This is a genomic window from Marinactinospora rubrisoli (assembly GCF_042664915.1).
Classification (GTDB): domain Bacteria; phylum Actinomycetota; class Actinomycetes; order Streptosporangiales; family Streptosporangiaceae; genus Marinitenerispora; species Marinitenerispora rubrisoli.
The window spans coordinates 14,925-40,430 of sequence record NZ_JBHTBH010000011.1; the positions used below are offsets into that span (position 1 = coordinate 14,925).

The window sequence follows — 25,506 nt, forward strand, 5'->3', positions numbered from 1 at the left end:
CGTCCTTGACGCGGCCACACCGTGGTCGCAGGCACAATGTTCGACACGGGACGCTTTCCATACCAAAGATGCTGACACTCTGTCAGCGTCGTATATATCCCCGCCCGACTTCCCGTCATGTGGGCCAACCCTGGACATTTCACTTACGCTTTCCGCACTTTCGGGTACAGAATGTGAGCATCTGTGCCCGCCACCGAACGGGAGACCATGAGCGAACTCCTCCGCTTCGACACCGAGAACGGCGCCGAGGTCCTGGTCGAGGTCTCCGGGCCCCGGTCCGGGATCGTCGACACCAGCGCCCGCGACCTGGTGCGCTCGGCCGACCGCACCTTCGAGGCGGTCCTGGACCGCGTGCGCGGGGTGTCGGAGCTCGTCGCGAGCAAACTGACCGACCTCGCGTCCCGCCCGGACGAGATCACCGTCGAGCTCGGTGTCAACATCAACGCCGAGGCCGATGTGTTCATCGCCAGCACGACGGCCGAGAGCAGCCTGCACATCACGCTGACGTGGCGTCCGTGACCCCGCCCTCGGGCTCACCCCGCCCTCCCGCCGCGCGCGGCGGCACGGCCGTGAGGGTCGATGAGGAGGCCCGCCACTGGGCCCGGGTGCTGTGGGAGTTCCATACCGCGCCCGCCCGGCCGGACGGCCCGGAACCGGCGGCTCCCGCCGACCTCGTTCTGGGGCTGGGCAGCCACGACCTGCGGGTGGCCGGGTACGCCGCGGAGCTGTGGCTGGCCGGCGTCGCCCCCAAGGTGCTGTTCACCGGGAACCGGGGGCGCCGCACGGCGGGCGGCGACGGGTTCAGGCGCTGGGACCGGCCCGAGGCCGAGGAGTTCGCCGCGGTCGCACGCGACCGCGGCGTCCCGGACGGCGCCCTGATCCTGGAGACACGGGCCACCAATACCGGGGAGAATCTGGACTTCGCCCGGGCGCTGGCGGAGCGGTCGGGGCTGCGGGTCCGCCGCGCCGTGCTGACCGCCAAGCCGTACATGGCGCGGCGCGCCCTGGCGACCGCCGCACTGCGCTGGCCCGGCGTCGACTGGGAGTTCCGGTGCTTCCCCGGCGGGTACGACGGCTACCCGTGCTCACCGGACGCCGAGGCCGAGCTGGTGCACTTCCTCGTGGGAGACCTGCAGCGCCTCGACGTCTACGGCCGCCGCGGCTGGTCCGCCCCGGTGCCGATTCCCGGCGAGGTGCGCGCGGCGCACGGCCGGCTGGTCGCGCTGGGGTTCACCGGGCAGCTCGTGGCGGAGCGGCCGACGGGCCGGCCCCGGCCGGGTCACCTCCGGACGTAGATCTGTTCGACCTCGGCCGCGTACCGCTCCAGGATGGCGGCGCGGCGCAGCTTCAGCGTGGGGGTCAGGGTGCCGTCGGAGACGGTGAAGTCGCCGGGCAGCACCCGGAACGCCCGGATGGACTCGGCGCGGGAGACCTCGGTGTTGGCGGCGTCGACGGCCTTCTGCAGCTCGGCGGTCAGCTCGGAGTCGGCGGCGGGGTCGAGGTCCTCGGGCCTGCCGTGCTCGGCGTGCCAGCGGCGCAGCGCCGGGCGGTCCAGGGTGATGAGCATGGCGACGAAGGGCCGGCCGTCGCCGACCGCCATGCAGTTGCCGACCAGCGGGTGGCGGCGCACCGCGTCCTCCAGCGGACCGGGCTGCACGTTCTTGCCACCGGCGGTCACCAGGATCTCCTTCTTGCGCCCGGTGATCCGCAGGTTGCCCTCGGCGTCGAACTCGCCCAGGTCGCCCGTGGCGAACCAGCCGTCGCGCAGGGCCGCGGCGGTGGCCTCGGCGTTGTTCCAGTAGCCGGTGAAGGTCTGTGGTCCGCGCACCAGCACCTCGCCGTCCTCGGCCACCCGGATCTCCGCGCCCGGGATCGGCGGGCCGACGGTGCCGGGGCGCGCCCACCCGGGCCGGGTGGCGGCGACGGCGGCGGTGGTCTCGGTGAGGCCGTACCCCTCGATGACCTCCATCCCGATCCCCCGGAAGAAGTGCAGGGTGCGCGCGTCCAGTGCGCCGCCGCCGCAGATGACGCGGGTGACCTCGCCGCCCAGCGCGTCGAGCACTCGCCGGTACACGAGCGGGGTGAAGACGCGGCGGCCCAGCCGCAGCAGCGGGCCGGGCCCGTCGGCGTCCATCGCCCGGGAGCAGCTCACCGCGGTGTTGCGGGCGGCCGCGAAGACGGCGCCGCGCACTCCGCCGCCGGCCTGCCTGCGCGCGGAGTCCAGGATCTTCTCCAGCACGTACGGGACGGCGAGCAGGAACGTCGGGCGGAACGTGGTGAGGTCGGCGAGCAGCTCGCGCACGCTGGGGCTGTGCGCCAGCTCGACCCCGCCGTGGATCGCGGCCACCTGGACCATGCGGCCGAAGACGTGCGCGAGCGGCAGGAAGAGTAGCGTGCGCGGCCCCCGGCCGGCCGAGTCCGGCGCGGCGAGTTCGGGCAGCGCCGCGAGGACGTTGTCGACCTCGGCGAAGAAGTTGGCGTGCGTGAGGACGCATCCCTTGGGCGGGCCGGTGGTCCCCGAGGTGTACACCAGGGTGGCGGGGTCCTCGGGCCGGACGGCGGCGCGGCGGGCGGTGAGCTCGTCGGGGGTGACGTCGGCGCCGGACGCCGTGAGGCCTTCGACGGCGTCCTCGTCGAAGGCCCGGACGGTGCGCAGGCCGGGAAGTTCGCCGCGGAGGCCGTCGATTAGGAGGGCCCGCTCGGCGGTGTCGACCAGGCAGCAGACGGCCCCGGAGTCGGCGAGGATCGCCCGGACCTGCCCCGGTGAGGAGGACGGGTACACGGGCACGGTGACGGCCCCGGCCGTCCACACCGCGTAGTCGGCCAGGGTCCACTCGTACCGGTTGTCCGCCAGGAGCGCGACCCGGTCGCCGGGAGCGACGCCCGCCGCCGCCAGACCGGCCGCCACACCGCACACCTGGTCGCGGAAGTCCGCGGCCCGGACTCCGGTCCACCCCGCGCCGGTGCGCCGGGAGAGCACCGTCCGTTCGGGGTCGGTCTCGGCGATCCGGAACAGGGGCTCGGCCAGTCCCCCGGTGTCCGGCGGCACGGCCAGGGCGGGGACGGAGTGCGTTGTCATGCATCCTGCCTATCCGACGGCGGCGATCGCGGCCATGGGTTCCGCTCAGTCCGGGACCGCGAGTCGCACCATCAGCGCGGTGCCTTCGGCGGTGACCTCCCCGTCGTGGCGGATCTCCGCGGCGACGAACACCTTGCGGCGTTCCGTGCCGGTGACCCGCGATGTGACGGTCAGCGGCGCGTGCAGCGGCGTCGGACGGCGGTAGTCGACGGAGAGATTGGCGGTGAGCCCGGGCATGCCGGCCGCGCTGGCGGCGGCGCCGAGCGCCTGGTCGAGCAGGGCGGCCAGCCAGCCGCCGTGCACGATCCCGGGCGGGCCCTGGTAGACGCCGTTGAGCGTGACCTCGCCGCGCAGTTCGCCGTCGGCGCCGGGGGCCATGACGAGGGGCGGAGCGACGGCGTTGGTGGGCCCGGCGACGAGGTTGGTCACGGTGCCGTACTCGGGCGGGCCGCCGGGCGGCCGGTGCAAGAGCAGGGTGCCGGTGTCGCGGCGGCGCCGGGAGAGCAGTTCGGTCAGCTCGGCGACCGTGGCCTCGGCCGCGGCCAGTTCGGCGGGCTCGGCCTGCGTGTGCGCGACGGCGTCCACGAGTTCGCGCACCCGGGCGACGAGGTCGTGGTGTTCGCGGGGGATCTCGGACTCGCGCACCACGCTGAAGCCGTACTCGGTGGGGTCGGGCAACCCCGCGACGGGCTCCGCTTCGACGGTCATGGCTCCTCGCCGGTCTCTCGGGGGGTGAGCGGACCGGACGGTCCACCACACCGAATCGTACTGACCGGTAACATGTCGCGCACCGCCGAACCCGCCGTCACGGGTGTGGCACTGCCTACACCACCGCGCGTGACCGGTCGTGCGGCCGGGACGGGACCCGGACGCCGGCCGCGCCGGAAGGCGTCCTCACAGGTCCCGGCGCATGTGCCGGTGCGGGATACCGGCGTCCAGGAACTCCGCGCCGTAGGCGGTGTACCCCAGACGCTCGTAGAACCCGATGGCGTGCGTCTGGGCGTGCAGCTCGACCGCGCGCAGCCCACGCTCGGCGCCCCGCCGCTCGATCGCCCGCACCAGGGCCGCCCCCGCGCCGGTGCCGCGCGCCTTCGGCAGCACGGCGAGCCGCCCCAGAATCCCCTCCGCCCCGGCCACGACCAGCCGTCCGGTGCCCACCGGCGCCCCGTCCGCGAGCGCGAGGAAGTGGTCGGCGTCGAGGTCGTGGCGGTCCCACTCCTCCTCGATGGGGACCTGCTGCTCGGCGACGAACACCGCACCCCGGATGACGAACACCCGGGCCCGGTCCTGGAACGACTCCGCGAGGGTAACGGTCAGCACGGAGACCCACTGTAGACGAGCGAGGTCCGCCACCGGCCCCTGACCGGGACGCGGGGCCGGCCTACAGCGGGACCGTGAGACGGGAGTTGCGAACGCCTGCCGGGAGGTCGCCGGATGCCGGTACACCGGTGAGTACGACAAGAACATCCCGGCCCAACGGGAGGGCGAGAACCAGGTGATCGCCGCGTTCCGTCAGAGCATCGGAGACGGCGCCGCAGGGAAGGCGTACCACTGGCGGGTCGGCGGGTCATATCCGTAGCCCTGGGGGGTCCGCCCGCAGTCGGGTCCGGATGTGCCCGACCCGCGCCGAAGCACCGGCCGGACCGGCCGGAAGACGGGCGACTCCGAGGCCGTACACTGGCCGTCACCTGGCCGTAGGCCGCCCGGTGGCGGCCGGCGCGCCGACGCGTGACGCGTGTTCGGCCCCTCGCACGGAATCGACGGACGACCCATCATCAAGGCAGCTCATGGCAGCACGACCGCCGGTGAGAACGCTCGCTACTGGCGGCACCCTGGGCTGCCCGACGTCGAGCTGCTGCGCGCGTCGTTCGTGCGGCACAGTTTCGACCGGCACGCGCACGACCAGTACGCGATCGGGGTGATCGAGGCCGGGATCGAGGAGTACCGCTACCGGGGCGAACTGCACCGCGCCGGCAGCGGCGGGATCGTCGTGGTGGAGCCGGGCGAGGTGCACACCGGCCACGCGGGGCTGCCCGAGGGCTGGCGGTACCGGATGCTGTACCCGGAGGTGCCGGTCCTCGCGGAGGTGGCCCGGGAGCTGGGGCGTTCGGGCACACCGGCATTCGCCGGGAGCGTGCTGACCGATCCCGCGACGGCCCGCCGGTTGCGGGCCGCCCACCTGGCGGCGGAGCACGGCGACCGGCTCGCCGCCTCCTCGCTGATGCGGGCGGCGCTGCGCGATCTCGTCCACCGGCACGCCCGCGCCGACCGGGTCCGGGCCACGCCGGACTCCGGCCGCCCCACGCCGTCGCGGATCGCCGCCCAGGCCCGCGACATCCTGCACGCCGACATCGTCGACCCGCCGGCACTGCCGGAGCTGGCCGCCGCCGTCGGCGTGACCCCCTTCGCGCTGCTGCGCGCCTTCCGCGCCGCCTACGGGTTTCCGCCGCACAGCTACCTCATCCAGGTCCGTGTCATGCGGGCCCGTCGGCTGCTGGCCGACGGCCGTTCGCCGCGTGACGTGGCGGCCGAGGTCGGTTTCGCCGACCAGGCCCACCTGTCCCGCCACTTCAAACGCCGCCTCGGCGTCCCGCCCGGCGCCTACCGCCGTGGACTGGCGACCATGCCGGTGCCGGACTCCTGACCCGCGGCCGTCCACCGCTTCCGGTTTCGCGCGCGCCCGCCTGATGCGCCGGGCTTCCAGCCGCCGGGCCGGAGACGGCCGCGCCATCGGTCACCGTGCGCAAGAACGTTCAAGACCACCCCGGCCCCGTCCCGCTAGCGTGCCTGGACGTGAGTGACCGTACGTCTTCCCGCTTCTCCCTCTCTCCTCCCGTCCGCGACGGACTCGGTGTCGGCCTCGCCGTGGGCGGCTCCGGCCTCGCGTTCGGAACCGCCGCCGTGGCCGCGGGCCTGTCGGTTCCGCAGGCGTGCGCGCTGAGCCTGCTCGGATTCACCGGGGCCTCCCAGTTCGCGCTGGTCGGGGTGGTGGCCGGCGGCGGGAACGTGCTCGCCGGGGCGGTGGGCGCGCTACTGCTCGGCGCCCGGAACACGCTGTACGGCCTGCGGCTGGCCGATCTGCTCGGCTGGCGCGGTGTGCGCCGGGTCGCGGCGGCGCACGGGGTGATCGACGAGACGACCGCGGTGGCGCTCGCCCAGTCGGGGCGGGCGGACGCCCGGGCCGGGTTCCTGACCACCTTCGTCACCCTGTTCATCCTGTGGAACGCCTCGACCCTGACCGGGGCGGTCGCCACCGAATTCATCGGCGACATCCGCACCTTCGGACTGGACGCGGCCGGTCCGGCGGTGTTCCTGGCGCTGCTGTGGCCCCGGCTGCGGGAGGGCGGCCGGGTGCTGCTCGTGGCGGTGCTCGGCGCCGCCATCGCCGTCACCGCCACCCCGCTGCTGCCACCGGGCGTTCCGGTCATGCTGGCCGCGGTGGCCGCGCTGGCCGGACCCGCCACCGGTGTCCGGACGGCCGCCACGCCCGCCGGAGAGTCGCCGGAGGTGCGGTCGTGACGCTCTGGATCGCCATCCTGCTGACCTGTGCCGGCTGCTACCTGCTCAAGTACCTCGGTCTGGCCGCGCCGCGCCGCCTGCTGGCCAACCCGCTGGTCGACCGGTTCGCCCTGACGGTCCCGGTGGCGCTGCTGGCGGCCCTGATCGCCATCCAGACGGTGGCCGATGGCCAGGAGCTGATGCTGGACACCGCCCGGCTCACCGGACTGGGCGCCGCACTGGTCGCGCTGCTGCTGCGCGCGCCGTTCCTCGTGGTCATCGTGGTGGCGGCCGGCACCGCCGCCGGGCTGCGGGCGCTCGGGGTGGGGTGACGGCGCCGTTCGCGACCAGGTCATCCGACGTGAGCGGCAGGTGGGCCGTGGCGGTCAGCGCGCGGTTCGCATGTGGACTGGTATCCGGCCCAGTTCGCGGCCATGGCCCCTGACCTGCGCTCACGTTCTCCCGCCAAGGCGCCCGGCCTGCTGCTGCGGGTGCTCGACGCAACCGGCCGCAGGGTGATGGACGGGCGGACGACATGCACGCCCGCGAGGCGGACGCTCGGGAGGCCGGTTACCCGGCTGAAGGTCGGCGCGCCGATCCCGGCCGGTGCGCACCGGCTGCGGGATGACGCAGGCGTGATCGAGTACGGGAGTGGTGTCCGCCAACACGTCACACGATCGGCTACCAGTACGAACTCAGCGCCGCCGCACCCGGCGCCGGATCAGGAACCTGAGTGGCGGTGGATCCTCGCGGCCCCGCTTGAAGATCCCCTCGCGCGAGCGGAGTCTTCGTGCACCGGCAGGTGACACCGCACGGACCATCGGGCAGGTAAGCCGGTGACGACTCGCCCCTTCACCGTGGAAGGACCCTCGTGAGCGACCACCCCTCTGCCACCCCTCAGACCGCGGCCGACCAGGTGGTCGCCGTTCTCGCCGCCGCCGGGGTGCGCCGGTGCTACACGGTGCCCGGCGAGAGCTTCCTGGAGCTGCTGGACGCGTTCGACCGGCACCCGGACATGCGGCTGGTGTCGACCCGGCACGAGGGCGGGGCCGGGTTCATGGCCGAGGCCGACGCCAAGCTCACCGGGGTCCCCGCGGTCGCGGCCGCCACCCGTGGGCCCGGGGCGGCCAATCTCGCCGTGGGGGTGCACACCGCGCGGCAGGACTCCACTCCCATGGTGGTGTTCCTGGGGCAGGTCGAGACCGCCCACCTGGGACGGGAGGCGTTCCAGGAGGTGGACCTCACCGCCTTCTACTCCCCCATCACCAAGTGGGCGACCACCGTGACGCGCGCCGACCGGCTGGCCGAGGTGACGGCGCAGGCGATCCGGGTGGCCACCAGCGGGCGGCCGGGGCCGGTGGCGATCGCCGTTCCCGGTGACCTGTTCGGGCAAGCGGTGCCACCGGCCGGCCGGCTGCCCGGATTCGCCCGGCCGCCGCGGCCGGCGCTCGACGGGGACGACCGGGACCGGCTCGCGGCGTGGCTCGCCGCGGCCGAGCGGCCGGTGATCATCGCCGGTGGCGGCGCCAGGGACGCGCGCGCCGAACTGGTCGCCGTCGCCGAGCGGTACCGAGCCGGGGTCTACACGGCGTGGCGGCGGCAGGACGTCTTCCCCAACGACCATCCGCTCTATCTCGGGCACCTCGGGCTGGGCTGCCCCGCCCCGGTCCTGGAGGGCGTGGAACGGGCCGACGCGGTCCTCGTCGCCGGGTGCCGGCTCAGCGACATCACCACCCAGGGCTACCGGCTGCCTGCGGGCGGCGGACCGGACGGCCGGTCCCGTGTGGCGCAGATCGACATCGAACCCGGCCAGGTGGGCGCGGTCACCGACGTGTGGCTGGGCGCGGTGGCCGACACCGCCCGCGCTCTCGCCGCTCTCGCCGACGCACCGGTGTCCGCCCCGGACCGGGACTGGTCGGCGGCCAACCGGGCGTGGCGGGAGACCACCGTGCCCCCGGCCGGGGCCGCCGGACACCCCGGCGGACGGCTGCACCCGTGGGCGGTGGTGGCGGCCATGCGCCGAGTGCTCCCGGCGGACACCGTGGTCACCAACGACGCCGGGAACTTCGCGGCGTTCCTGCATCGCGGCTGGCTCTTCCGGCACCCGCGGACCCAGCTCGCCCCGACCAGCGGAGCCATGGGGTACGCGGTGCCGGCCGCGGTCGCCGCCAAGCTCGCCGAACCGGACCGCGCCGTCACGGCGGTGGTCGGCGACGGCGGCGTGCTGATGACCGGCCAGGAACTGGAGACGGCGGTGCGGCTGGGCCTGCCGGTCATCGTGCTGGTGTTCCAGAACGGGCTGTACGGGACGATCGCCATGCACCAGGCCCGCGAACTCGGCCGCACCGCCGCGGTCGACATCGGCGGTCCGCTCGATCTGGCGGGCTACGCGCGCGGCCTCGGCGCGCGCGGCGCGACGGCCACCACTCCCGAGGAGCTGGAGAAGGCGCTCGCCGAAGCCCTGACCTCCGGCCTGCCGACGCTGATCGACGCCCGCACCGATCCGGAGATCATCAGCCCGGGCGCGACCATGACGGAGCTGCTGGACCGAGGACGCAACGCCGGGTGAACCTGGCCTCCCGGCAGGTGTTCCGGGCCCCGAACGGGGCCCGGCGCCCAGCTGTTCCGAGCGCCCCGAACCGGTAAGAAACGCTCACACGTCGGTGTAGCAAACGAACGTGGACCCGAACCGCCCGGCACGGTACAAAGATGCCTGTGTCCGAGCCTCTTTCAAACACCCGTACGCGTTCCGCACCGCTGTCTCGCGGTCTGGACTGGCGGCTCGCCTTCCTGCTGCTCTCCCTGATCTGGGGATCGAGCTTCCTGCTGATCAAGATCGGGACCGAGGCGCTCGCCCCGGCCCAGATCTCGCTCGGCCGGATGGCCACGGGGGCGCTCCCCATGGTCGCCGTCCTGTTGCTGACGCGCGGACGGCTGCCCCGGGGCGTGCGCACCTGGGCGCACCTCTCGGTGGCCGCGTTCTTCCTCAACGTCGTGCCGTTCACGCTCTTCGGCTACGCGGAGCAGTCGATCCCGTCCGCCCTCGCCGGAATCGCGAACGCCACCACCCCGCTGTTCACCCTCGCGGTCAGCCTGGTGGTCCTCTCCGACGAGCGGCCCACCGGGCGGCGGCTGGCCGGGCTCGGGGTCGGCTTCATCGGTGTGCTGCTGGTCTTCGGCGTGTGGTCCGGGCCCGCGGGCGCGGGCGGGGCCGGGATGTTCATGGCGCTGGGCGCCGCCCTCTGCTACGGGATAGGCACCCCCTACCTGCGCCGCTTCCTCACCGGCCGCGGGCACGGCTCCCTGGAGCTCACGGCCGGCCAGCTGATCTCGGGCACCGTGCAGTTGGCCGTCCTCACCCCGCTGATCACCGACGCTCCCGAGTCGCTGCCCTGGCGGGTGGTGCTCGCCGTGTCCGCACTGGGGGCGCTGGGCACCGGGCTGGCCTACGTGCTGATGTACCGGCTCGTCGAGCGCGTCGGCGCGACCGTGGCGACGACCGTCACCTACGTCGCCCCGGTCGTGGCGATCGCCGCCGGCGTGCTGATCCTCGACGAGAGCCTGGCCTGGCATCACCCGGTGGGCGCGGCCGTCATCATCGTGGGCGCCGCGCTCTGCCAGTCCTCGGCGGCGCGGCCGCGCGGCGGCACGCCGCCCGCCTCCGCCGCGTCCGCCGCCCCGGACGCCCCCGCTCAGTCCTCGCGGAGCTGAGCGACGGCCTTCTCCAGGTCCTCCGGGTAGGAGCTCTCGAACTCGACGTGGCGGCCCTCGGTGGGGTGCTCGAAGCCGAGCCGGACGGCGTGCAGCCACTGGCGGCGAATCCCGAGCCGCGCGGCGAGCGTGGGGTCCGCGCCGTAGAGGTGGTCGCCGACGCACGGATGGCGCATGGCCGCCATGTGCACCCGGATCTGGTGGGTGCGGCCGGTCTCCAGCCGGACGTCCAGCAGGCTGGCGGCGCGGAACGCCTCCAGGGTGTCGTAATGGGTCACCGATGGGCGTCCGCCCGCCACCACGGCGAACCGGCCGTCGCCGGACGGGTGCCGGTCGATGGGCGCGTCGATGGTGCCGCGCAACGGGTCGGGGTGCCCCTGGACCAGCGTGTGGTAGCGCTTGTCCACGGTGCGCTCCTTGAACGCCCGCTTGAGGACGCTGTAGGCCACCTCGCTCTTGGCCACCACCATGAGCCCGGTGGTGTTGGCGTCCAGCCGGTGCACGATGCCCTGCCGCTCGGCGGCGCCGCTGGTGGTGACGCGGACCCCGGAGGCCAGCAGCCCCTCCAGGACGGAGGGGCCGGTCCATCCCACGGTCGGGTGCGCCACCACGCCGACCGGCTTGTCGACGACGACGATGTCGGCGTCCTCGTACACGATCCGCAGCCCGGGCACCGGCTCGGGGCGCGGCGCCGGGGCGGTGGGCGGCGGCGGCAGCGTGACGTCCAGCCAGGCGCCGCCGCGCACACGGTCGGACTTGGCGGCGGCGGTACCGTCGACCAGCACGTTGCCCTCGGTGATCAGCTCGGAGGCGCGGCTGCGGGACAGCCCGAACATCCGGGCCAGCGCGGCGTCCAGCCGGTCGCCCTCCAGGCCGTCGGGCACCGGCATGCTGCGGTGGTCAGTCACCGCCGTCCTCCCTCGTCGCGGGCGCGGCGCCGCCGCTCGTCCCACCCGGCCGCTCGGAGCCGGACGGCTCCGGTCCGCCCTCCGGCGGGCCGTCGGTCACGGGCCCGGCGTCACCGGCCGCCGCGGTCTCACGGTCGGGCTCCCGGGTGCCGTCGGGGTTGATGCCACGGAACGCCAGGATCACCACCAGAACACCTCCGGTGACGATGCAGGAGTCGGCGATGTTGAACACCGGCCAGTACGGCACCTGGATCCAGTCGACCACCCAGCCGTGCAGCGGAGCCGGCGGCCGGAAGAACCGGTCGGCGAGGTTGCCGCAGGCGCCGCCCAGGATGAGGCCGAGCGCGATGGCCCAGCCCACGCTGCGCAGCTTCCGCGCCACTCGGAGGATGTAGAGGACCACGCCGAGGGCGACGAGGGTCAGCACCCACGTCATGCCGGCGCCGATCGAGAACGCCGCGCCCGGGTTGAAGATCAGGGTGAACTGCAGCAGCCCACCGAACAGCTGCACCGGATCCTGCCGGGAGAAGGCGGCGAGCGCGATCTCCTTCGTGATGTAGTCCGCCGCGAACACGACGGGTGCGACGATGAACAGAAGGAGCAGCACGAAGCGCCGCGGTTTCACCGCGGCGGGTCCGTGTGCGGTCTGGTTGTCCCCGGAGGGCTCGACGTCACTCAGCGACGCTCCTCGCGCTGTTTGCACTTCACACACTGTGTGGCACGCGGGAACACCTGCAATCGCGCCTTGCCGATGGCCTCTCCGCACGTCTCGCAGACGCCGTAGGTCCCCGCGTCCATCCGTTCGATGGCCCGCTCGCTCTGCGCGAGCAGTTCACGAGTATTGTATGCCAACGCCAGATCGTGCTCGCGCTGGTACGCCTTCGCTCCGGTATCCGCGGGATCGTCGCCGGCGCCGTCCACCGAGTCCGACAGCCGTTCCGCCAGCTCCGACTCCGCGCTGGCGATCTCGCCGTGCAGCCGGGCGACCTCGCCTTCGAGTTCCCCGCGCACCTCGGCCAGCTCCGGTTCCGTCCAGGGGTCCTCGCCGGGCCGGACGGGCAGGTCCGCCGGGTTCGCCGTACCGGCCTTCCGCCGCTGGTCGCCGCCGCGCTCTCCGTGCCCGTCGTCCCGCGTCCTGGCAGCCGTCGCCATGGTCATCGTCTCCCCCGCTCGCCGCGGCCCGCCACCTGGCACCCGGCGCAGAGCTCACTGAACGGTCCCCCGTGGACCCTCTCCCCTTGACGTGCGGTTTCGCCGGACATCACACCGCGAACCGCACGGTGACGCGAAGCTTAGATCGGGAATCGGGGCAGGGCAACAACCATCCGCCCCGGCCCGCCCGCCGGCCCCGTGATCCGCCATGCGGGTGTCACGACTCCACGACGGCGAACCCCCCGTAGTCCTCGGCGAGCGCGGCCAGGTGCGGCTCGTCGAAGACGGCCGGTCCGCCGTGCGGCCCGGTGCGCACCTCGATCACCCAGTCGACGTCCTCGGCGTCGTCCTCACCGGCCAGCATGTCGCGGTGCACCCGGCAGGGCCGGTACCCCTGGTCGAGCAGCTGCTCGGCGAGTTCCTCGGCGTCCTCGCGGTCGGGCAGGGTCACCAGCACCGCGTTCTCCGCGCCCGTCGTCCCGGTCATGCGTCCGTTCCACTCCCCCTCATCCGTCGGCCGCCGCGCCGGCCGCCGCGCCGGCCGCCGCACGTCCTCGCCGTCTCCGCCCAGTCTCCCGTGTCCCGCACCGTGCCACGGCCGCGACCTGGTTCGCCGGCCGGGCGAGGGACCGAAAACGGCGACCACCGGGCGGGGGTGCGTTATCCTCGGACCCAGCAAGGCTTGGATGGGGACGAGTACCACCGGACACAGCCAGCAGCGACTCGGGGACGGTGCGAGCCCGAGGGTATGCCCGGCCGGGAAGATCACCCCGGAGCCGCCGGAAGAACGGTCCGGCCGCCCCGCCTGGCGGAGGCGGTGGCCCAGTAGACCCGGCAGCGGCAGCGAACGAAGTGGGACGCGCCCGTCAGCGGCGCTTCCAAGGAGGGTGGTACCGCGGGGCCCCGGCCTCGTCCCTCCGTCAGGTGCCCACATCCTGATGGAAAGGTACGCAGGTGTCGCAAGTGCAACGCCCCGCCTCCCCGCCGCTCCCCGCGCTGCCGGCCCAGATCGATCTGCCCGCCGTGGAGCACGACGTGCTGCGCCGCTGGTCGGACCAGAAGGTCTTCGAGCGCTCGCTGGAGCAGACTCGCGGCGGCCCCAGCTGGGTGTTCTTCGAGGGCCCGCCCACCGCCAACGGCCAGCCCGGCGTGCACCACGTCGAGGCGCGGGTGTTCAAGGACGTCTTCCCGCGCTTCAAGACGATGAAGGGCTTCCACGTCGACCGCAAGGCCGGCTGGGACTGTCACGGCCTGCCGGTCGAGGTCGCCGTGGAGAAGGAGCTCGGCCTCAGCGGCAAGAAGGACATCGAGACCTTCGGGGTCGCCGAGTTCAACGCCCGGTGCCGTGAGTCGGTGCTGCGCAACGTCGACGCGTTCACCGCCATGACCGAGCGCATGGGCTACTGGGTCAACATGGACGAGGCGTACCGGACCATGGACCCGGAGTACGTCGAGTCGGTCTGGTGGTCGCTCAAGGCCATCTGGGAGAAGGGCCTGCTGTTCCGCGACTACCGGATCAGCCCCTACTGCCCGCGCTGCGGCACGACGCTGGCCGACCACGAACTCGCCCAGGGGTACGAGACCGTCACCGACCCCTCGGTCTACGTGCGGTTCCCCATCACCTCGGGCCCGCTGGCGGATCCGGAGCGCCCCACCTCGCTGCTGGTGTGGACGACCACCCCGTGGACGCTGGTGTCCAACACCGCGGTCGCGGTGCACCCCGAGGTGTCCTACGTGGTGGCGACGAACGGCACCGAGCGGCTGCTCGTCGCCGAGCCGCTGCTGTCGTCCGCGCTCGGCGACGGCTGGGAGCCCACCGGGGAGCGGTTCGAGGGTGCGGAGCTGGAGCGGTGGGGCTACCAGCGCCCGTTCGAGCTGGTGCCCTTCGACGAGCCGGCGCACTTCGTGGTGCTCGCGGACTACGTGACGGTCGAGGACGGCACCGGCCTGGTGCACCAGTCCCCCGCCTTCGGCGCCGACGACATGGCGGTCTGCCGCTCCTACGGCCTGCCCGTGGTCAACCCGGTGCGCGCCGACGGCACCTTCGAGGACGGCCTCGACCTGGTCGGCGGCGTGTTCTTCAAGACGGCCGACGCCGCGCTGACCGCCGACCTGAAGGCGCGCGGCCTGCTGTTCCGGCACCTGGACTACGAGCACAGCTACCCGCACTGCTGGCGCTGCCACACTCCGCTGATGTACTACGCGGTGCCGTCCTGGTACATCCGGACCACCGCCATCAAGGAGCGGCTGCTGGCGGAGAACGCGGCCACCAACTGGGTCCCCGCCAATGTCAAGGACGGCCGCTACGGGGAGTGGCTGCGCAACAACGTCGACTGGGCGCTGTCGCGGAGCCGGTACTGGGGCACCCCGCTGCCGGTGTGGACCTGCGCCGAGGATCACGTCACCGTCGTGGGCTCGCTCGCCGAGCTGGGCGAGCTGGCCGGCCGCGACCTCAGCGCACTGGACCCGCACCGGCCCTACGTCGATGACGTCACGTTCGGCTGCCCGCAGTGCGGCGGCACCGCCCGGCGAGTGCCCGAGGTCATCGACGTCTGGTACGACTCCGGCTCGATGCCGTTCGCGCAGTGGGGGGCGCCGCACCGCAACGAGGAGGTCTTCCGCGCCAACTTCCCCGGCCAGTACATCTGCGAGGCCATCGACCAGACCCGCGGCTGGTTCTACTCGATGATGACGGTGAGCACGCTCGTGTTCGGCCACAGCTCTTATGAGAACGTGGTCTGCCTGGGCCACATCCTCGCCGAGGACGGCCGCAAGATGAGCAAGCACCTGGGCAACGTGCTGGAGCCCATGGCCGTGATGGAGCGGCACGGCGCCGACGCCGTGCGCTGGTTCATGGCGGCCAGCGGCTCGCCGTGGACACCGCGGCGCGTCGGGCACGCGGCCCTGGAGGAGATCGTCCGCAAGGTCCTGCTCACCTACTACAACACGGCGTCGTTCTTCACGCTGTACGCCAACGCCGGTGAGCGGTGGCGGCACGCCCAGCTGGCGGACGCGCCGGCGCCGGCCGACCGGCCGTTGCTGGACCGGTGGGTGCTCTCGGAGCTGAACCGCGTCGTGCGCGGGGTGGAGGAGGCGCTGGAGCGCTTCGACACCGCCGCGGCCGGACGGCTGCTCACCGCGTTCGTGGACGACCTCTCGAACTGGTACGTGCGCCGTTCCCGCCGCCGGTTCTGGGCGGGCGCCGCGACCCCCGAGGGCGCGGCGGCGTTCGCGACGCTGTTCGAGTGCCTGGAGACGGTCACGCTGCTGATGGCCCCGCTGGTGCCGTTCCTCACCGACCACGTGTGGGCGGCGCTGCGGCGGCCCGACGCTCCGGAGTCGGTGCACCTGGCCCGCTGGCCGCAGGTGCGCGAGGAACTGATCGACACCGAACTGTCGGACCAGATGGCGCTCACCCGCCGGCTGGTCGAGCTGGGCCGCGCGGCGCGCGCCGACTCCGGTGTGCGCACCCGCCAGCCGCTCGCCCGTGCCCTGGTGGGCGCCGCGCGCTTCGAGAGCCTGCCGGAGCAGCTGCGCGGCCAGATCGCCGACGAGCTGAACGTGGTGCGACTCGACCCGCTGTCGTCGGTGGGCGGCGACTTGGTCGACTACGTCGTCAAGCCGAACTTCCGGGCGCTGGGGAAGCGGTTCGCCAAGCGCACGCCGCTGGTCGCCAAGGCCGTCCAGGAGGCCGACGCCCGCAAGCTGGTCGACCAGGTGCGCTCCACCGGCTGGGCGCAGGTGGAGGTGGCCGGCGAGCCCGTGGAGGTCAGCGCCGAGGAGGTCCTCGTCACCGAGCAGCCCCGGGAGGGCTGGGCGGTCGCCTCGGAGTCCGGCGAGACGGTGGCGCTGGACCTGGAGATCACCCCGGAGCTGCACCGCGCCGGCCTGGCCCGCGAGGTGGTCCGGCTGGTGCAGGACGCCCGTAAGTCCAGCGGCTTGGACATCTCGGACCGCATCGACCTGTGGTGGACCGCCACCGACCCGGCCACGGCGCAGGCGATGGCCGAGCACGGCACGGCCATCGGCACCGAGGTCCTGGCCCGCACCCTGACCGAGGGCGCCCCGGACGGCCCGGCCCACACGGTGGAGGCCGCGGACTTCGGTGTCCGGTTCTGGCTGCGCAAGGTCTGACGGAACCCACGGCACGGGGCCGGGAGCACGAGCGCTCCCGGCCCCGTTTCGATCGTCAGCCGGTCTCTTCGAGCGGCTGGAAGCCGATGTTCACCTTCATGTCCAGCGCCGCCGCGATCCGCTCCAGCACCGGAATCGACGGCACGGTCCCGCCCGCCTCAAGGCGCGCGACCGCGGGCTGCTGCATCCCGGCGCGCTCGGCCAGCCGTGCCTGGGACAGCCCGAGCTCCCGCCGCCGGTTCCGAACGGCCGCACCGAGTTCGAAGGCGACACGTGCCGCCTCATACGCTTCCCGTGCTTCCGGCGACGCCAGGATCTCGGCGCGCTTCTCCGCCCACACTCCGCGTTCACTCACTGATCTCGCCCCTCCTCGATCACCGCGCTGCATAACACAAATGTTATGAATTTGGGCGCGCGGTTCGTTTCCCCTGGTCGGCCCGGCAGCACCACGAGGAGGTCTTCGCGACCGCGCCGCGATGATCCCCCGATAGCCGGGTACGAGGAACATGAAGGTGTCTCCAGGGAGACGGCGATGGGACCGGAACACCCGAAGGTCTCCTTCACCGGTGTGAAGGAGACGATGCTCGCCACCCTGTACGCGCGGGCGGTGCAGAGCGCCGCGCCCGATCCGGTGCTGGCCGACCCGTGGGCGGTGGAGGCGGTGGCCGCGCTCGACTACGACTTCCGGCGGCTGGGCATGCGCGGCAGTGCGCCGGTGAGCGTGGCGACGCGCGCGAAGACCTTCGACCGGCTGACGCTGGAGATGCTGACCCGCGAGCCGGGCGCGTCCGTGCTGCACCTCGGGTGCGGTCTGGACAGCCGGGCGTTCCGGATCGGGGTTCCGCCGGACGGCGCCTGGTACGACGTGGACTACCCGGACGTCGTGGACCTGCGCCGACGGCTGTTCGACGTTCCTGAAGGCGACTACCACCTCGTGGGCTCCTCCCTGGCCGATCCGTCCTGGCCGGCGGAGGTGCCGCAGGACCGGCCGGTGGCCGTGGTCGCCGAAGGGGTGCTGCCCTACCTGGACGAACGGGAGGTCGTGGCGCTGCTGCGGGCGATCGTCGGCCGGTTCCCGAGTGGGGAGACGGTCTTCGACGCGCTGAACCGGCAGGCGCGGCGACTGGCGCCGCTGCACCGCACGCTCCGCGCGACCGGCGCCGTCCTGCGCTGGGCGATCGAGGACCCGCGGGAGCTGACCGTGGCGGTTCCGGGTCTCGTGTTCACTGGGGCGCTCCCGATGGCCGATCCCGACGACCTGGCCCGGTTGCCATGGCCGTACCGCGTGCTCGGCCGGCTTCCGGCGGTGCAGCGGATGGCACGGGTACTGTGCTACCGGTTCCCGGCGGTGCGGCGCTCCGACGGAGGCTGAGCGCGGCCGTCCCGGTCAGGCGCGTGTGGTGCCGGCCCGGAGCCCCCGGTCAGTCGTCGGCCCCGGCACCGCGCTCGACGGCCGGACGCCGGAGCACCGCCGTGGCGTCGGGATCAGGGGCGGGTGCCGGTTCCGCGGCCGGAGCCGGGACGGAAGCGCCGCTCTCCTCGACGGCCGGGAGTTCCCCGGGCTCCTCATCGCGGGACGCGGCGGCAGCGGCGACCGGCTCGGCCGCTTCGGCCGTCTCGGCGGGCGCGGGTGCTTCGGGCCGGTCCCCGGCCGGTTCCGGCCGGGCGGTGGGCGTGTCCTCCTCCTCGCCGGAGGCGCTCAGGACGACGTCGTAGGAGAACGTCGGTGCCGCCGTGGCGGAGTCGCCGTCGTCTTCGTCGGTGGTGCGGTCATCGTCCACCACGTCCGCCGGTTCGGCGGTCCGCTGCTCGGTCTCCGGGGTTTCAGCGTTCCCGGTGTGCTCCGGCGCCTCGGCGGTCCCGCCGGGCGCCTCCTCCGACACCGCCGGATCCTCGGGCACGGATTCGGCGGTGTGCGCTGCCGAATCGATGTCGGAGGCCGCGGGCCCAGCGGCGGTCTCGGCCGGGGTCTCGGGCTCGGCCGGGGCGTCGGCGGGCGCCGCTGGGTCGTCGGCCGCGAACCCGGCCGGCGGGCTCGCGGGAGAGTCGTCGGCCGACGTGACATGGACGTTCCCGTCCTCGGTCGCGTCAGCGGTGGCGGGCCGGTCCCCGGCACCTTCGTCGTCGGCCGCCTCGGGCGGCGCGACGGTGGCCTGCTCCGCGGGCTCCTCGGCGTCGAGGTGCGCCGTGGGCTCCGCTTCGCCCTCGGCCGCGCCGGAGCCGGTTTCTGCCGGTCGGTCCGGCGACGGGCCGGAGTCCGCGTCCGTGACGGGATCGGAGTCCGGGCTCCGGGAGACGTCAGGCTGCACCGGCGGCCGGTCCTGCTCCGGCTCGGCCACCGGGTCGGCGGTGTCCGTCGCGATCCCCTCCACCGCGACGTCCGCTGGATACGGCTCCGCCCGCACCGGCTCGGGTTCCGGCGCGGGACCGGGCGCACTGCTCTCCCACACGGGTCCGGCCGGCACTCCAGGTGCCGGCTGCCGGGCGGCCTCCGGGAGGTCCCCCCGCCCGGCCGTGTGGGCTGAATGGTTTCCTCCGGTGAACGCGGAGCGGACGGACGCCTTCCCCAAACCGTCCGTCCCAACCGCTGACACCGGAGCGACCGCGCCCCACGGGCGATCCGCGCCCCGCCCACCGAGGAGTTCCGCGCGGTTGCGGACGAACTCCACGACCAGCAGGACCGCTGCCGCGGCGCCCATTCCGAGAGCGATGTACACAAGGGTCAGCTCTGCGAGCGCCACTGCCACGCCGATGACGACCAGGGCCGCGACGACGAGGACGAGGCAAGCGATGATCACTGGAGGGTTGGCCTTTTCAGGAACTTACGGGTCGATGTGGTGACACACCAGCCCGGTCAGTGGCGGTCGTGCGGTGCGTCGCCCGGGTGGTAGCCGCCGTGCTGCGCGGGCTCGGGCTGCGCGAACGGGTTGCCGGCCGGAGCACCGGTCGGGCCCGCGTGCTGCAGCGCCGGCGTGCCGCCGGTCGCGGGGGCCATCGTCTGGAAGCCACCGGTCGTGTTGGGCGGCGAGTTGTGGTCGTTCGCCCCCTCGGCGAGCTCCCGCAGCTGCCGCTCGAAGTAGTCCTTCAGCCGGCTGCGGTACTCGCGCTCGAAGTCCTTCAGCCCGGCGACCGTGTGCTCAAGCTCCTCGCGCTGCTGGACCAGCGAGCCCATGACCTGGCGGTGCCGCTCCTGGGCGTCGCGGTCGAGGTTCTCCGAGCGGGCCCGCGCCTCGTTGACGATCTGCTCGGCCTGGCGGCGCGCCTTGCCGAGGATGTCGTCGGCCTCGTGGCGGGCACGGCCAAGGGTCTCGTCGGCCTCGCGGCGCGCGTCGGAGATGGCCTGGTCCGCGGTCTGCTGGGCCAGCGCCAGCACCCGGGCGGCGGTGTCCATGTTGTCCTCGGCGCCCGGCAGCCCCATGTTCGCCATCTGCGGCATGGGCTCCGGCGGCTTGACCGGCTCCGGCCGTGGGGGCTCGGGAGGCGGTTCCGGGGCGAGCTGCGGCTCCTGGGGCTGGAAGTCCTGCATGCCCGCGTTGGGCACCTTCCCGCGCAGGCACTCCGCGAGCTTGCCGCGAAGCTCCTCGTTCTCCTGGATCAGCCGGTCCAGCTCGGACTCGACCTCGTCGAGGAACGCGTCGACCTCTTCTTCGTCGTACCCCGGCCGCAGCCGGGTGGTACTGAACTGTTTATTCCGTACATCCGCGGGTGTCAGCGGCATGTTCGTCTCCTTGGCGCGCTTGGACTCTGTCCGTAGGGACGCTACCTGATCGTGACCTTACGGCAATCCAGATCATGACCAAGACCACATATCGGAACCGGAGCTTACCTTTCCGACATTGGCCGCCCGCTACATGGCCGGGATCGAGGCCACGATCTGGATCAGGATCACCACCAAGAGGAAGAGGACGGTGAAGCTCAGATCCAGCGCCACGCTCCCCAGGCGTACGGGCTTGATGAAGCGACGCAGCAACCTCAACGGCGGGTCGGTGATCGTGTAGGTCGTCTCGGCGAGCACCAGGACGAATCCGGTGGGTCGCCAGGACCGTGCGAACGACTGCACGATCTCGAACACAAGCCGCCCGATGAGTACCAGCATGAAGAGGTACAACACGGCGATGAGTATGTTCTGGACGATACTCACGGTCGTTCCCCGGCCCAATCCCTGGACATCTGTGATGGTCTAGCTCTGATTGAAGAACCCTCGCTCAGCGATCCGTGCCTTGTCTTCAGCGGTCACCTCAACATTAGCGGGAGACAGCAGGAAGACCTTGTTGGTCACCCGCTCGATACTGCCGTGCAGACCGAAGATCAACCCCGCCGCGAAGTCGACCAGACGCTTGGCGTCACTGTCGACCATCTCGGTGAGGTTCATGATCACCGGTATGCCCTCCCGGAAATGCTCTCCGATAGTACGCGCTTCGTTATACGTGCGTGGATGCAGCGTGGTAATTCGCGCGAGATCGGCGGTGGCCGGTGCGGCGTGCGTGACGTTGCGTCGCTCTGCGTGGGACACGGCGTAATCGTCCGCCTCCGTCACGTTCCGGGAACGGGGGTCGCCGCTCCTGGAGTCGAGGTCGCGGTCACGCCGGTCCTCGACGCCCTCGTCGAAGTCCTCGAAGTCATCATATTCGTCCGCATAGCGGTGATCGTAACGGTCGTCCTCCACGAGGCCGAGGTAGACCGCCATCTTGCGCATCGCGCCGGCCATCTCTTGTCCTCCGTCGTCCCTGTGGTGCTGCACCGCAGATGACTTATCGCTGATTCTCGGCCGGGCCCGCCACGCAGGGCGAACTCGACAGATGGGCGCCAAGGTCCATGTGGGGACATTACCCCACGTTCGCCGCACGATCGCCGAGCAACGCCGTACCGATTCTCAGGTGTGTCGCGCCACTCGCGATCGCGGCTTCCAGGTCCCCGCTCATCCCCGCGGATACCACCGTGGCTTGAGGGTAGCGAGCCCGGACCTGCGCGGCGACCTCGGCGAGCCGGCCGAACGCCTCGGCGGGATCGCCCCCGCGCGGCGCGACCGCCATCACTCCGCCGACCGCGAGCCCCTCCTCCGCGTGGACGGCGTCGGCGACCGAGAGGACGTCACGGGGATCCGCTCCGCCGCGCGGTCCCAGCACACCGGCCGCCGACTCCGGGTCGAGGTTGACCTGGACCAGGCAGCTGATCTCGCGCCCCACCGCGCGCGCCCGGGTGCCGAGTTCGCGGGCCAGGCGTTCGCGGTCGACGGAGTGGACGACATCGGCGTAGCGCACGACCGACCGGACCTTGTTCGTCTGCAACTGGCCCACGAAGTGCCATCTCAGAGCGAGATCGGCGCACTCGGCGGCCTTGGGGGCGGCCTCCTGGTCCCGATTCTCACCGACGTCCCGAATGCCCAAATTTGTCAGTATTCGCACATCTGACGCGGGGTACGTCTTCGTCACCGCGATCACGGCCACCTCGTCCACCCGCCGTCCCACGGCCTCGCACGCCGCGGCGATCCGGCTCCGCAGGGTGGCCAGGTTGGCCGCGATGCACCCGGCCCGGGACCGCTCCGCCTCTGGTCCCGTCATCAGGCCCGCCAGACGAAACCGGCCAGGCGCCCGGTCTTGGCGTCCCGCCGGTGCGAGAAGAGCTCCGGGCTCTCCAGCGTGCAGCGGCCGTCGGCGGAGACGCGCCGCACCCCCGCCCGCTCCAGCTGGGCGGTGACCCCGGCGCGCAGATCGACGCTGGTGGTGCCGGCGCGGGTCCGGCCCGCGGCCTCGGGGGTGCGCGCCGTCACCTCCCGCTGCAGGTGCGGCGGCACCTCGTAGCAGGCGCCGCAGATGGCCGGACCGAGCAGCGCGCTGATCCGGTCCACGGACGCGCCCTGCCGGACCATCTCGGCGACCAGCGCCTCGGCGACTCCGAGCGCGGTGCCGACACGGCCGGAGTGCGCGGCGCCGATGACGCCCGCCACCGGGTCGGCCGCGAGAATCGGCAGGCAGTCCGCGGCCAGCGTCGCGAGCACCAGCCCGGGGCGGGTGGTCACCACCGCGTCGACCCGCCCGGCGTCGCCCGGTGCGTCCACCACCGCGACGTCGGCGCTGTGCACCTGCGACATCCACACCACACGGTCGGGGTCGAACCCGAACCGGGCCGCCGCGATGCGGCGGTTCTCGGCGACGGCGGACGGGTCGTCCGCGACCCCCGCGCCCAGGTTGAGCGTGTCGAAGGGGGCGGCGCTGACACCACCGGCGTAGCGCTCGGTGAACGCGGCGCGGACGCCCGGTCCGATCTCGGTCACGGCAGTCATCGGGGAAGTCGGTCCTCCAGGAACCGCGGGGGGAGCGTGCGGCAAAAGGATATCGGCGGCCGCCCCTCGGAGGCGCACCGCCGACACGACGGAGCCGGCGGCCCGCTGGGGACCGCCGGCCCGAAATCCGGTCACTTCAGGAAGTCGGGGACGTCGAGGTCGTCGCCCTCGTCGAAGATCACCCGGCGGCGCGGGGTGGGCACCTCGCCGGAACGGGAGAACGGGCTCTCCGTCCCGCTGCGGCGCACCGTCCCCGGGACGCCGTCGCCGACCGGGCGGATGCCGCGCGGCTGGTAGGGCTGCTCCTCCTGGGCCGGCTCGGCCGGTTCGGCCGGTCGCTGCGGCTCGGGCGAGCGCGGCTGCGCGGCCTCTTCCGCCTGCTGCGGCTCCGGAGCCGGCTCCGGCTCGGGCTCGGGGACGACGGCCTGCTCAGCGGCGGTGTCCTCCCCGGCTCCGGTCGCGTTCGTTCCGGCCCCCGCCCCGGAACCGCCCGGGCCGGGCACCGGCTCGGGCCGCGGGCGCTCCGGCTCGGGGGCGGGCGGCGCCGGTGCGGCGCGCGGCGGTTCGATCCGCTCGGCCGTCGAAGCGCGCGACGGAGTGATGGGCTCGTTCGCCGGCTCGTCGAAGCCGGCCGCGATCACCGTGACCCGCACCTCGTCGCCGAGTGCGTCGTCGATGACCGCGCCGAAGATGATGTTGGCCTCGGGCGCCGCGGAGTTGGCCACCAGCTGGGCGGCCTCGTTGATCTCGAACAGCCCCAGGTCCGAACCGCCCTGGATGGACAGCAGCACGCCGTGCGCGCCGTCGATGCTGGCCTCCAGCAGCGGCGAGGAAATGGCCATCTCGGCGGCGGCGACCGCGCGGTCGTCGCCGCGGGCCGAGCCGATGCCCATGAGCGCCGAGCCCGCCCCGGACATGACCGATTTGACGTCGGCGAAGTCGAGATTGATGAGACCGGGCGTGGTGATGAGGTCGGTGATGCCCTGGACACCGGAGAGCAGGACCTGGTCGGCGGCCTTGAAGGCGTCCAGCACGCTGACCTGCCGGTCGGAGATCGACAGCAGCCGGTCATTGGGAATGACGATCAGGGTGTCGACCTCCTCGCGCAGCATCGCTATCCCGGACTCGGCCTGGGTTGCGCGCCGCTTGCCCTCGAACCCGAACGGACGGGTGACCACGCCGATCGTCAGCGCGCCGAGCGAGCGGGCGATGTTGGCGACCACCGGAGCGCCGCCGGTGCCGGTGCCCCCGCCCTCTCCGGCGGTGACGAACACCATGTCGGCGCCCTTGAGGACCTCCTCGATCTCCTCGCGGTGATCCTCGGCGGCCTTGCGCCCGACGTCGGGGTTGGCGCCGGCGCCCAGCCCCCGGGTCAGCTCCCGGCCGACGTCGAGCTTGACGTCGGCATCGCTCATCAGCAGCGCCTGAGCGTCGGTGTTGATGGCGATGAACTCGACGCCCTTGAGACCCTCCTCGATCATCCGGTTGACGGCGTTGACACCGCCGCCGCCGATTCCGACGACCTTGATGACCGCGAGGTAGTTCTGCGGTGCTGCCACGACGAGGGGCCTTTCCGCTCGCTTCTCGCCAGCCGGCCGCGGCATCCCGCGGAGACTGCTGCGTCCCCACCGCCGGTGGCACGACCGCCTGGCTGTCCGGTTCTACTGTCTGCTGTGTGGCGCCGGGGCCCGCACGCGGCCGGCCGCCGTGTCACCAGGTCCCGGGCGGGGCGAGCGCATCCGGGCGGCTCCGCCCGCGCTCTCCCGCAATGGTCCGAGTCCCTACTTATGTCAACTAAAGGTATTGCGTTACGACAGTAGGCTGACGCCCCGCTGACGAGCAACTAACCACGAGTTCAGCCTATCGGCGTGTCGCACGGGGAGACGATACGTGCGCTCGGCGCGTCGCGTCCCGAATGTCCCGCCCGCCCGGCGCGCCACGGCGCACGGCACCGCTACTCGACGACCGCCACGTCGGGCGCGCTGACGTCGTAGCGGCGTTCCTCCGCTGGCGGGTGCTCGCGCATGAGGATGTCGAGCAGCCGCGCCTTTTCGGCGGTCCGTTCGCCGTCGCCCCACACCACCTCGGCGCCGTCGGCGAGCAGCAGGACGACCGAGGCCCGGTCCGTGGCGTCGATGCGATCGGTCCGTTCGAGCACGCTTTGCGGAAGTTCCTCGACGATGGCCGCCGCCTCGGCGACGCCCGGGTTGCCGGCGACCTCACCGCGCACGGTGACCAGCGGGTACCGCTCCGGCCGCTCGGCGGCGTCCTCGATCGCGACCCCGTCGCCGTCCAGCAGGCGGTATCCGTCACCGGCGGCCACACTGAGCAGCGGGGTCCGTTCGGTCACGTTCACCCGCAGCGTGGCCGGCCAGCCCCGCGACACCTCCGCCGACTCCACGAGCCGCAGCCCGGCCACCCGGTCCCGCGCCGCATCGGTGTCCACCCGGACCAGCGGCGTGCCGGTGGGCACGTCGACGGCGGCGAGCACCTCGGCGGGGTCGACGCGCTCCGTCCCCGAGATCTCGACGTCCCGGACCACGAGCAGCCGCGAACCGAGCAGCAGCCACGCGACGACGGCGAGCACCGCGACGACGAGCAGCGCGACGAAGGCGGCCTTCCACGGGTCCGAACGCCGGGAGCGGGCGGCGGCGCCGCCCGCCCGGTCCGGCCCCGGCGCGGCGTCGGACGGCGTGGTCCCGGTGTCGGCCTCCTGCACCGCATCCCTCCAACGTCCGGCG

General features: G+C 73.1%; 25 protein-coding genes. 9 read left to right on the forward strand and 16 right to left on the reverse strand.

Annotated elements, in window-relative coordinates; translation table 11 throughout:
- Positions 1-183: 183 nt before the first annotated feature.
- Both ACFQRF_RS21075 and ACFQRF_RS21080 read left to right on the forward strand, forming a co-directional pair.
- The gene (locus ACFQRF_RS21075) at positions 184-519 is read left to right on the forward strand and encodes a CU044_2847 family protein (protein WP_379872870.1); all 336 of its coding nucleotides are present in this window, start codon (positions 184-186) and stop codon (positions 517-519) included.
- 50 nt (positions 520-569) lie between these two features.
- Positions 570-1,295: a YdcF family protein gene (locus tag ACFQRF_RS21080; protein WP_379872871.1), complete on the forward strand. Its 726-nt coding sequence runs from the start codon at positions 570-572 to the stop codon at positions 1,293-1,295.
- Here ACFQRF_RS21080 and ACFQRF_RS21085 read toward each other — a convergent pair.
- From ACFQRF_RS21085 to ACFQRF_RS21095, 3 genes are all read right to left on the reverse strand, one after another.
- Positions 1,280-3,079, reverse strand: a complete 1,800-nt coding sequence (locus tag ACFQRF_RS21085; protein ID WP_379872872.1) for an AMP-dependent synthetase/ligase — start codon at positions 3,077-3,079, stop codon at positions 1,280-1,282. The genes ACFQRF_RS21080 and ACFQRF_RS21085 overlap by 16 nt on opposite strands.
- Positions 3,080-3,124: 45 nt before the next feature.
- The gene (locus tag ACFQRF_RS21090; protein WP_379872873.1) at positions 3,125-3,787 is read right to left on the reverse strand and encodes a PaaI family thioesterase; all 663 of its coding nucleotides are present in this window, start codon (positions 3,785-3,787) and stop codon (positions 3,125-3,127) included.
- 186 nt (positions 3,788-3,973) lie between these two features.
- Complete coding sequence (locus tag ACFQRF_RS21095) at positions 3,974-4,399, reverse strand: GNAT family N-acetyltransferase (protein ID WP_379872874.1); 426 nt, start codon at positions 4,397-4,399, stop codon at positions 3,974-3,976.
- A gap of 415 nt (positions 4,400-4,814) precedes the next feature.
- Here ACFQRF_RS21095 and ACFQRF_RS21100 point away from each other — a divergent pair, with 415 nt between their 5' ends.
- From ACFQRF_RS21100 to ACFQRF_RS21120, 5 genes are all read left to right on the forward strand, one after another.
- Complete coding sequence (locus ACFQRF_RS21100) at positions 4,815-5,723, forward strand: AraC family transcriptional regulator (protein ID WP_379872875.1); 909 nt, start codon at positions 4,815-4,817, stop codon at positions 5,721-5,723.
- A 149-nt stretch (positions 5,724-5,872) separates the two neighbouring features.
- The gene (locus ACFQRF_RS21105) at positions 5,873-6,598 is read left to right on the forward strand and encodes an AzlC family ABC transporter permease (RefSeq protein WP_379872876.1); all 726 of its coding nucleotides are present in this window, start codon (positions 5,873-5,875) and stop codon (positions 6,596-6,598) included.
- Positions 6,595-6,909, forward strand: coding sequence for an AzlD domain-containing protein (locus ACFQRF_RS21110; RefSeq protein ID WP_379872877.1), 315 nt, complete (start codon positions 6,595-6,597; stop codon positions 6,907-6,909). The genes ACFQRF_RS21105 and ACFQRF_RS21110 overlap by 4 nt, the downstream gene beginning before the upstream one ends.
- A gap of 539 nt (positions 6,910-7,448) precedes the next feature.
- Complete coding sequence (locus ACFQRF_RS21115; RefSeq protein WP_379872878.1) at positions 7,449-9,146, forward strand: thiamine pyrophosphate-dependent enzyme; 1,698 nt, start codon at positions 7,449-7,451, stop codon at positions 9,144-9,146.
- A gap of 140 nt (positions 9,147-9,286) precedes the next feature.
- The gene (locus tag ACFQRF_RS21120; RefSeq protein ID WP_379872879.1) at positions 9,287-10,288 is read left to right on the forward strand and encodes a DMT family transporter; all 1,002 of its coding nucleotides are present in this window, start codon (positions 9,287-9,289) and stop codon (positions 10,286-10,288) included.
- On the opposite strand, the gene ACFQRF_RS21125 is transcribed toward ACFQRF_RS21120, so the two are convergent.
- From ACFQRF_RS21125 to ACFQRF_RS21140, 4 genes are all read right to left on the reverse strand, one after another.
- On the reverse strand, positions 10,270-11,196 hold the full coding sequence (locus tag ACFQRF_RS21125; RefSeq protein WP_379872880.1) for an RluA family pseudouridine synthase: 927 nt from the start codon (positions 11,194-11,196) through the stop codon (positions 10,270-10,272). The two genes, ACFQRF_RS21120 and ACFQRF_RS21125, sit on opposite strands and share 19 nt — an antisense overlap.
- The gene (lspA, locus tag ACFQRF_RS21130) at positions 11,189-11,803 is read right to left on the reverse strand and encodes a signal peptidase II (RefSeq protein ID WP_379872881.1); all 615 of its coding nucleotides are present in this window, start codon (positions 11,801-11,803) and stop codon (positions 11,189-11,191) included. Before lspA ends, ACFQRF_RS21125 begins: the two co-directional genes overlap by 8 nt.
- A gap of 68 nt (positions 11,804-11,871) precedes the next feature.
- Positions 11,872-12,348, reverse strand: coding sequence for a TraR/DksA family transcriptional regulator (locus ACFQRF_RS21135; protein ID WP_379872882.1), 477 nt, complete (start codon positions 12,346-12,348; stop codon positions 11,872-11,874).
- A 217-nt stretch (positions 12,349-12,565) separates the two neighbouring features.
- Complete coding sequence (locus tag ACFQRF_RS21140; protein WP_379872883.1) at positions 12,566-12,835, reverse strand: divalent-cation tolerance protein CutA; 270 nt, start codon at positions 12,833-12,835, stop codon at positions 12,566-12,568.
- 467 nt (positions 12,836-13,302) lie between these two features.
- Here ACFQRF_RS21140 and ileS point away from each other — a divergent pair, with 467 nt between their 5' ends.
- The gene (gene ileS / locus ACFQRF_RS21145) at positions 13,303-16,482 is read left to right on the forward strand and encodes an isoleucine--tRNA ligase (protein ID WP_379872884.1); all 3,180 of its coding nucleotides are present in this window, start codon (positions 13,303-13,305) and stop codon (positions 16,480-16,482) included.
- A gap of 55 nt (positions 16,483-16,537) precedes the next feature.
- On the opposite strand, the gene ACFQRF_RS21150 is transcribed toward ileS, so the two are convergent.
- Positions 16,538-16,837 (reverse strand): helix-turn-helix domain-containing protein, encoded by a 300-nt coding sequence (locus ACFQRF_RS21150; protein WP_379872885.1) that lies wholly within the window; start codon positions 16,835-16,837, stop codon positions 16,538-16,540.
- 177 nt (positions 16,838-17,014) lie between these two features.
- On the opposite strand from ACFQRF_RS21150, the gene ACFQRF_RS21155 reads away from it, so the two are divergent.
- Positions 17,015-17,854: a class I SAM-dependent methyltransferase gene (locus ACFQRF_RS21155; RefSeq protein WP_379872886.1), complete on the forward strand. Its 840-nt coding sequence runs from the start codon at positions 17,015-17,017 to the stop codon at positions 17,852-17,854.
- A gap of 49 nt (positions 17,855-17,903) precedes the next feature.
- On the opposite strand, the gene ACFQRF_RS21160 is transcribed toward ACFQRF_RS21155, so the two are convergent.
- The 8 genes from ACFQRF_RS21160 to ACFQRF_RS21195 all read right to left on the reverse strand — a co-directional run bounded on the left by ACFQRF_RS21160 (position 17,904) and on the right by ACFQRF_RS21195 (position 25,484).
- Positions 17,904-18,932: a hypothetical protein gene (locus ACFQRF_RS21160; RefSeq protein WP_379872887.1), complete on the reverse strand. Its 1,029-nt coding sequence runs from the start codon at positions 18,930-18,932 to the stop codon at positions 17,904-17,906.
- Between the two features lie 404 nt (positions 18,933-19,336).
- Complete coding sequence (locus ACFQRF_RS21165; protein ID WP_379872888.1) at positions 19,337-20,200, reverse strand: DivIVA domain-containing protein; 864 nt, start codon at positions 20,198-20,200, stop codon at positions 19,337-19,339.
- 129 nt (positions 20,201-20,329) lie between these two features.
- A complete protein-coding gene (locus tag ACFQRF_RS21170; RefSeq protein WP_379872889.1) occupies positions 20,330-20,623 on the reverse strand; it encodes a YggT family protein in 294 nt (97 codons plus the stop codon).
- 39 nt (positions 20,624-20,662) lie between these two features.
- A complete protein-coding gene (locus ACFQRF_RS21175) occupies positions 20,663-21,190 on the reverse strand; it encodes a cell division protein SepF (RefSeq protein ID WP_379872890.1) in 528 nt (175 codons plus the stop codon).
- Positions 21,191-21,308: 118 nt separating this feature from the next.
- Positions 21,309-22,043, reverse strand: a complete 735-nt coding sequence (locus ACFQRF_RS21180; RefSeq protein WP_379872891.1) for a YggS family pyridoxal phosphate-dependent enzyme — start codon at positions 22,041-22,043, stop codon at positions 21,309-21,311.
- Positions 22,043-22,765 carry a peptidoglycan editing factor PgeF gene (gene pgeF, locus ACFQRF_RS21185; RefSeq protein WP_379872892.1) on the reverse strand — a complete coding sequence of 241 codons (723 nt, stop codon included), beginning with the start codon at positions 22,763-22,765 and terminating at the stop codon, positions 22,043-22,045. The genes ACFQRF_RS21180 and pgeF overlap by 1 nt, the downstream gene beginning before the upstream one ends.
- Positions 22,766-22,896: 131 nt before the next feature.
- Positions 22,897-24,324, reverse strand: coding sequence for a cell division protein FtsZ (gene ftsZ, locus ACFQRF_RS21190; RefSeq protein WP_379872893.1), 1,428 nt, complete (start codon positions 24,322-24,324; stop codon positions 22,897-22,899).
- Between the two features lie 395 nt (positions 24,325-24,719).
- Positions 24,720-25,484: a cell division protein FtsQ/DivIB gene (locus ACFQRF_RS21195; protein ID WP_379872894.1), complete on the reverse strand. Its 765-nt coding sequence runs from the start codon at positions 25,482-25,484 to the stop codon at positions 24,720-24,722.
- Positions 25,485-25,506 lie beyond the last annotated feature (22 nt).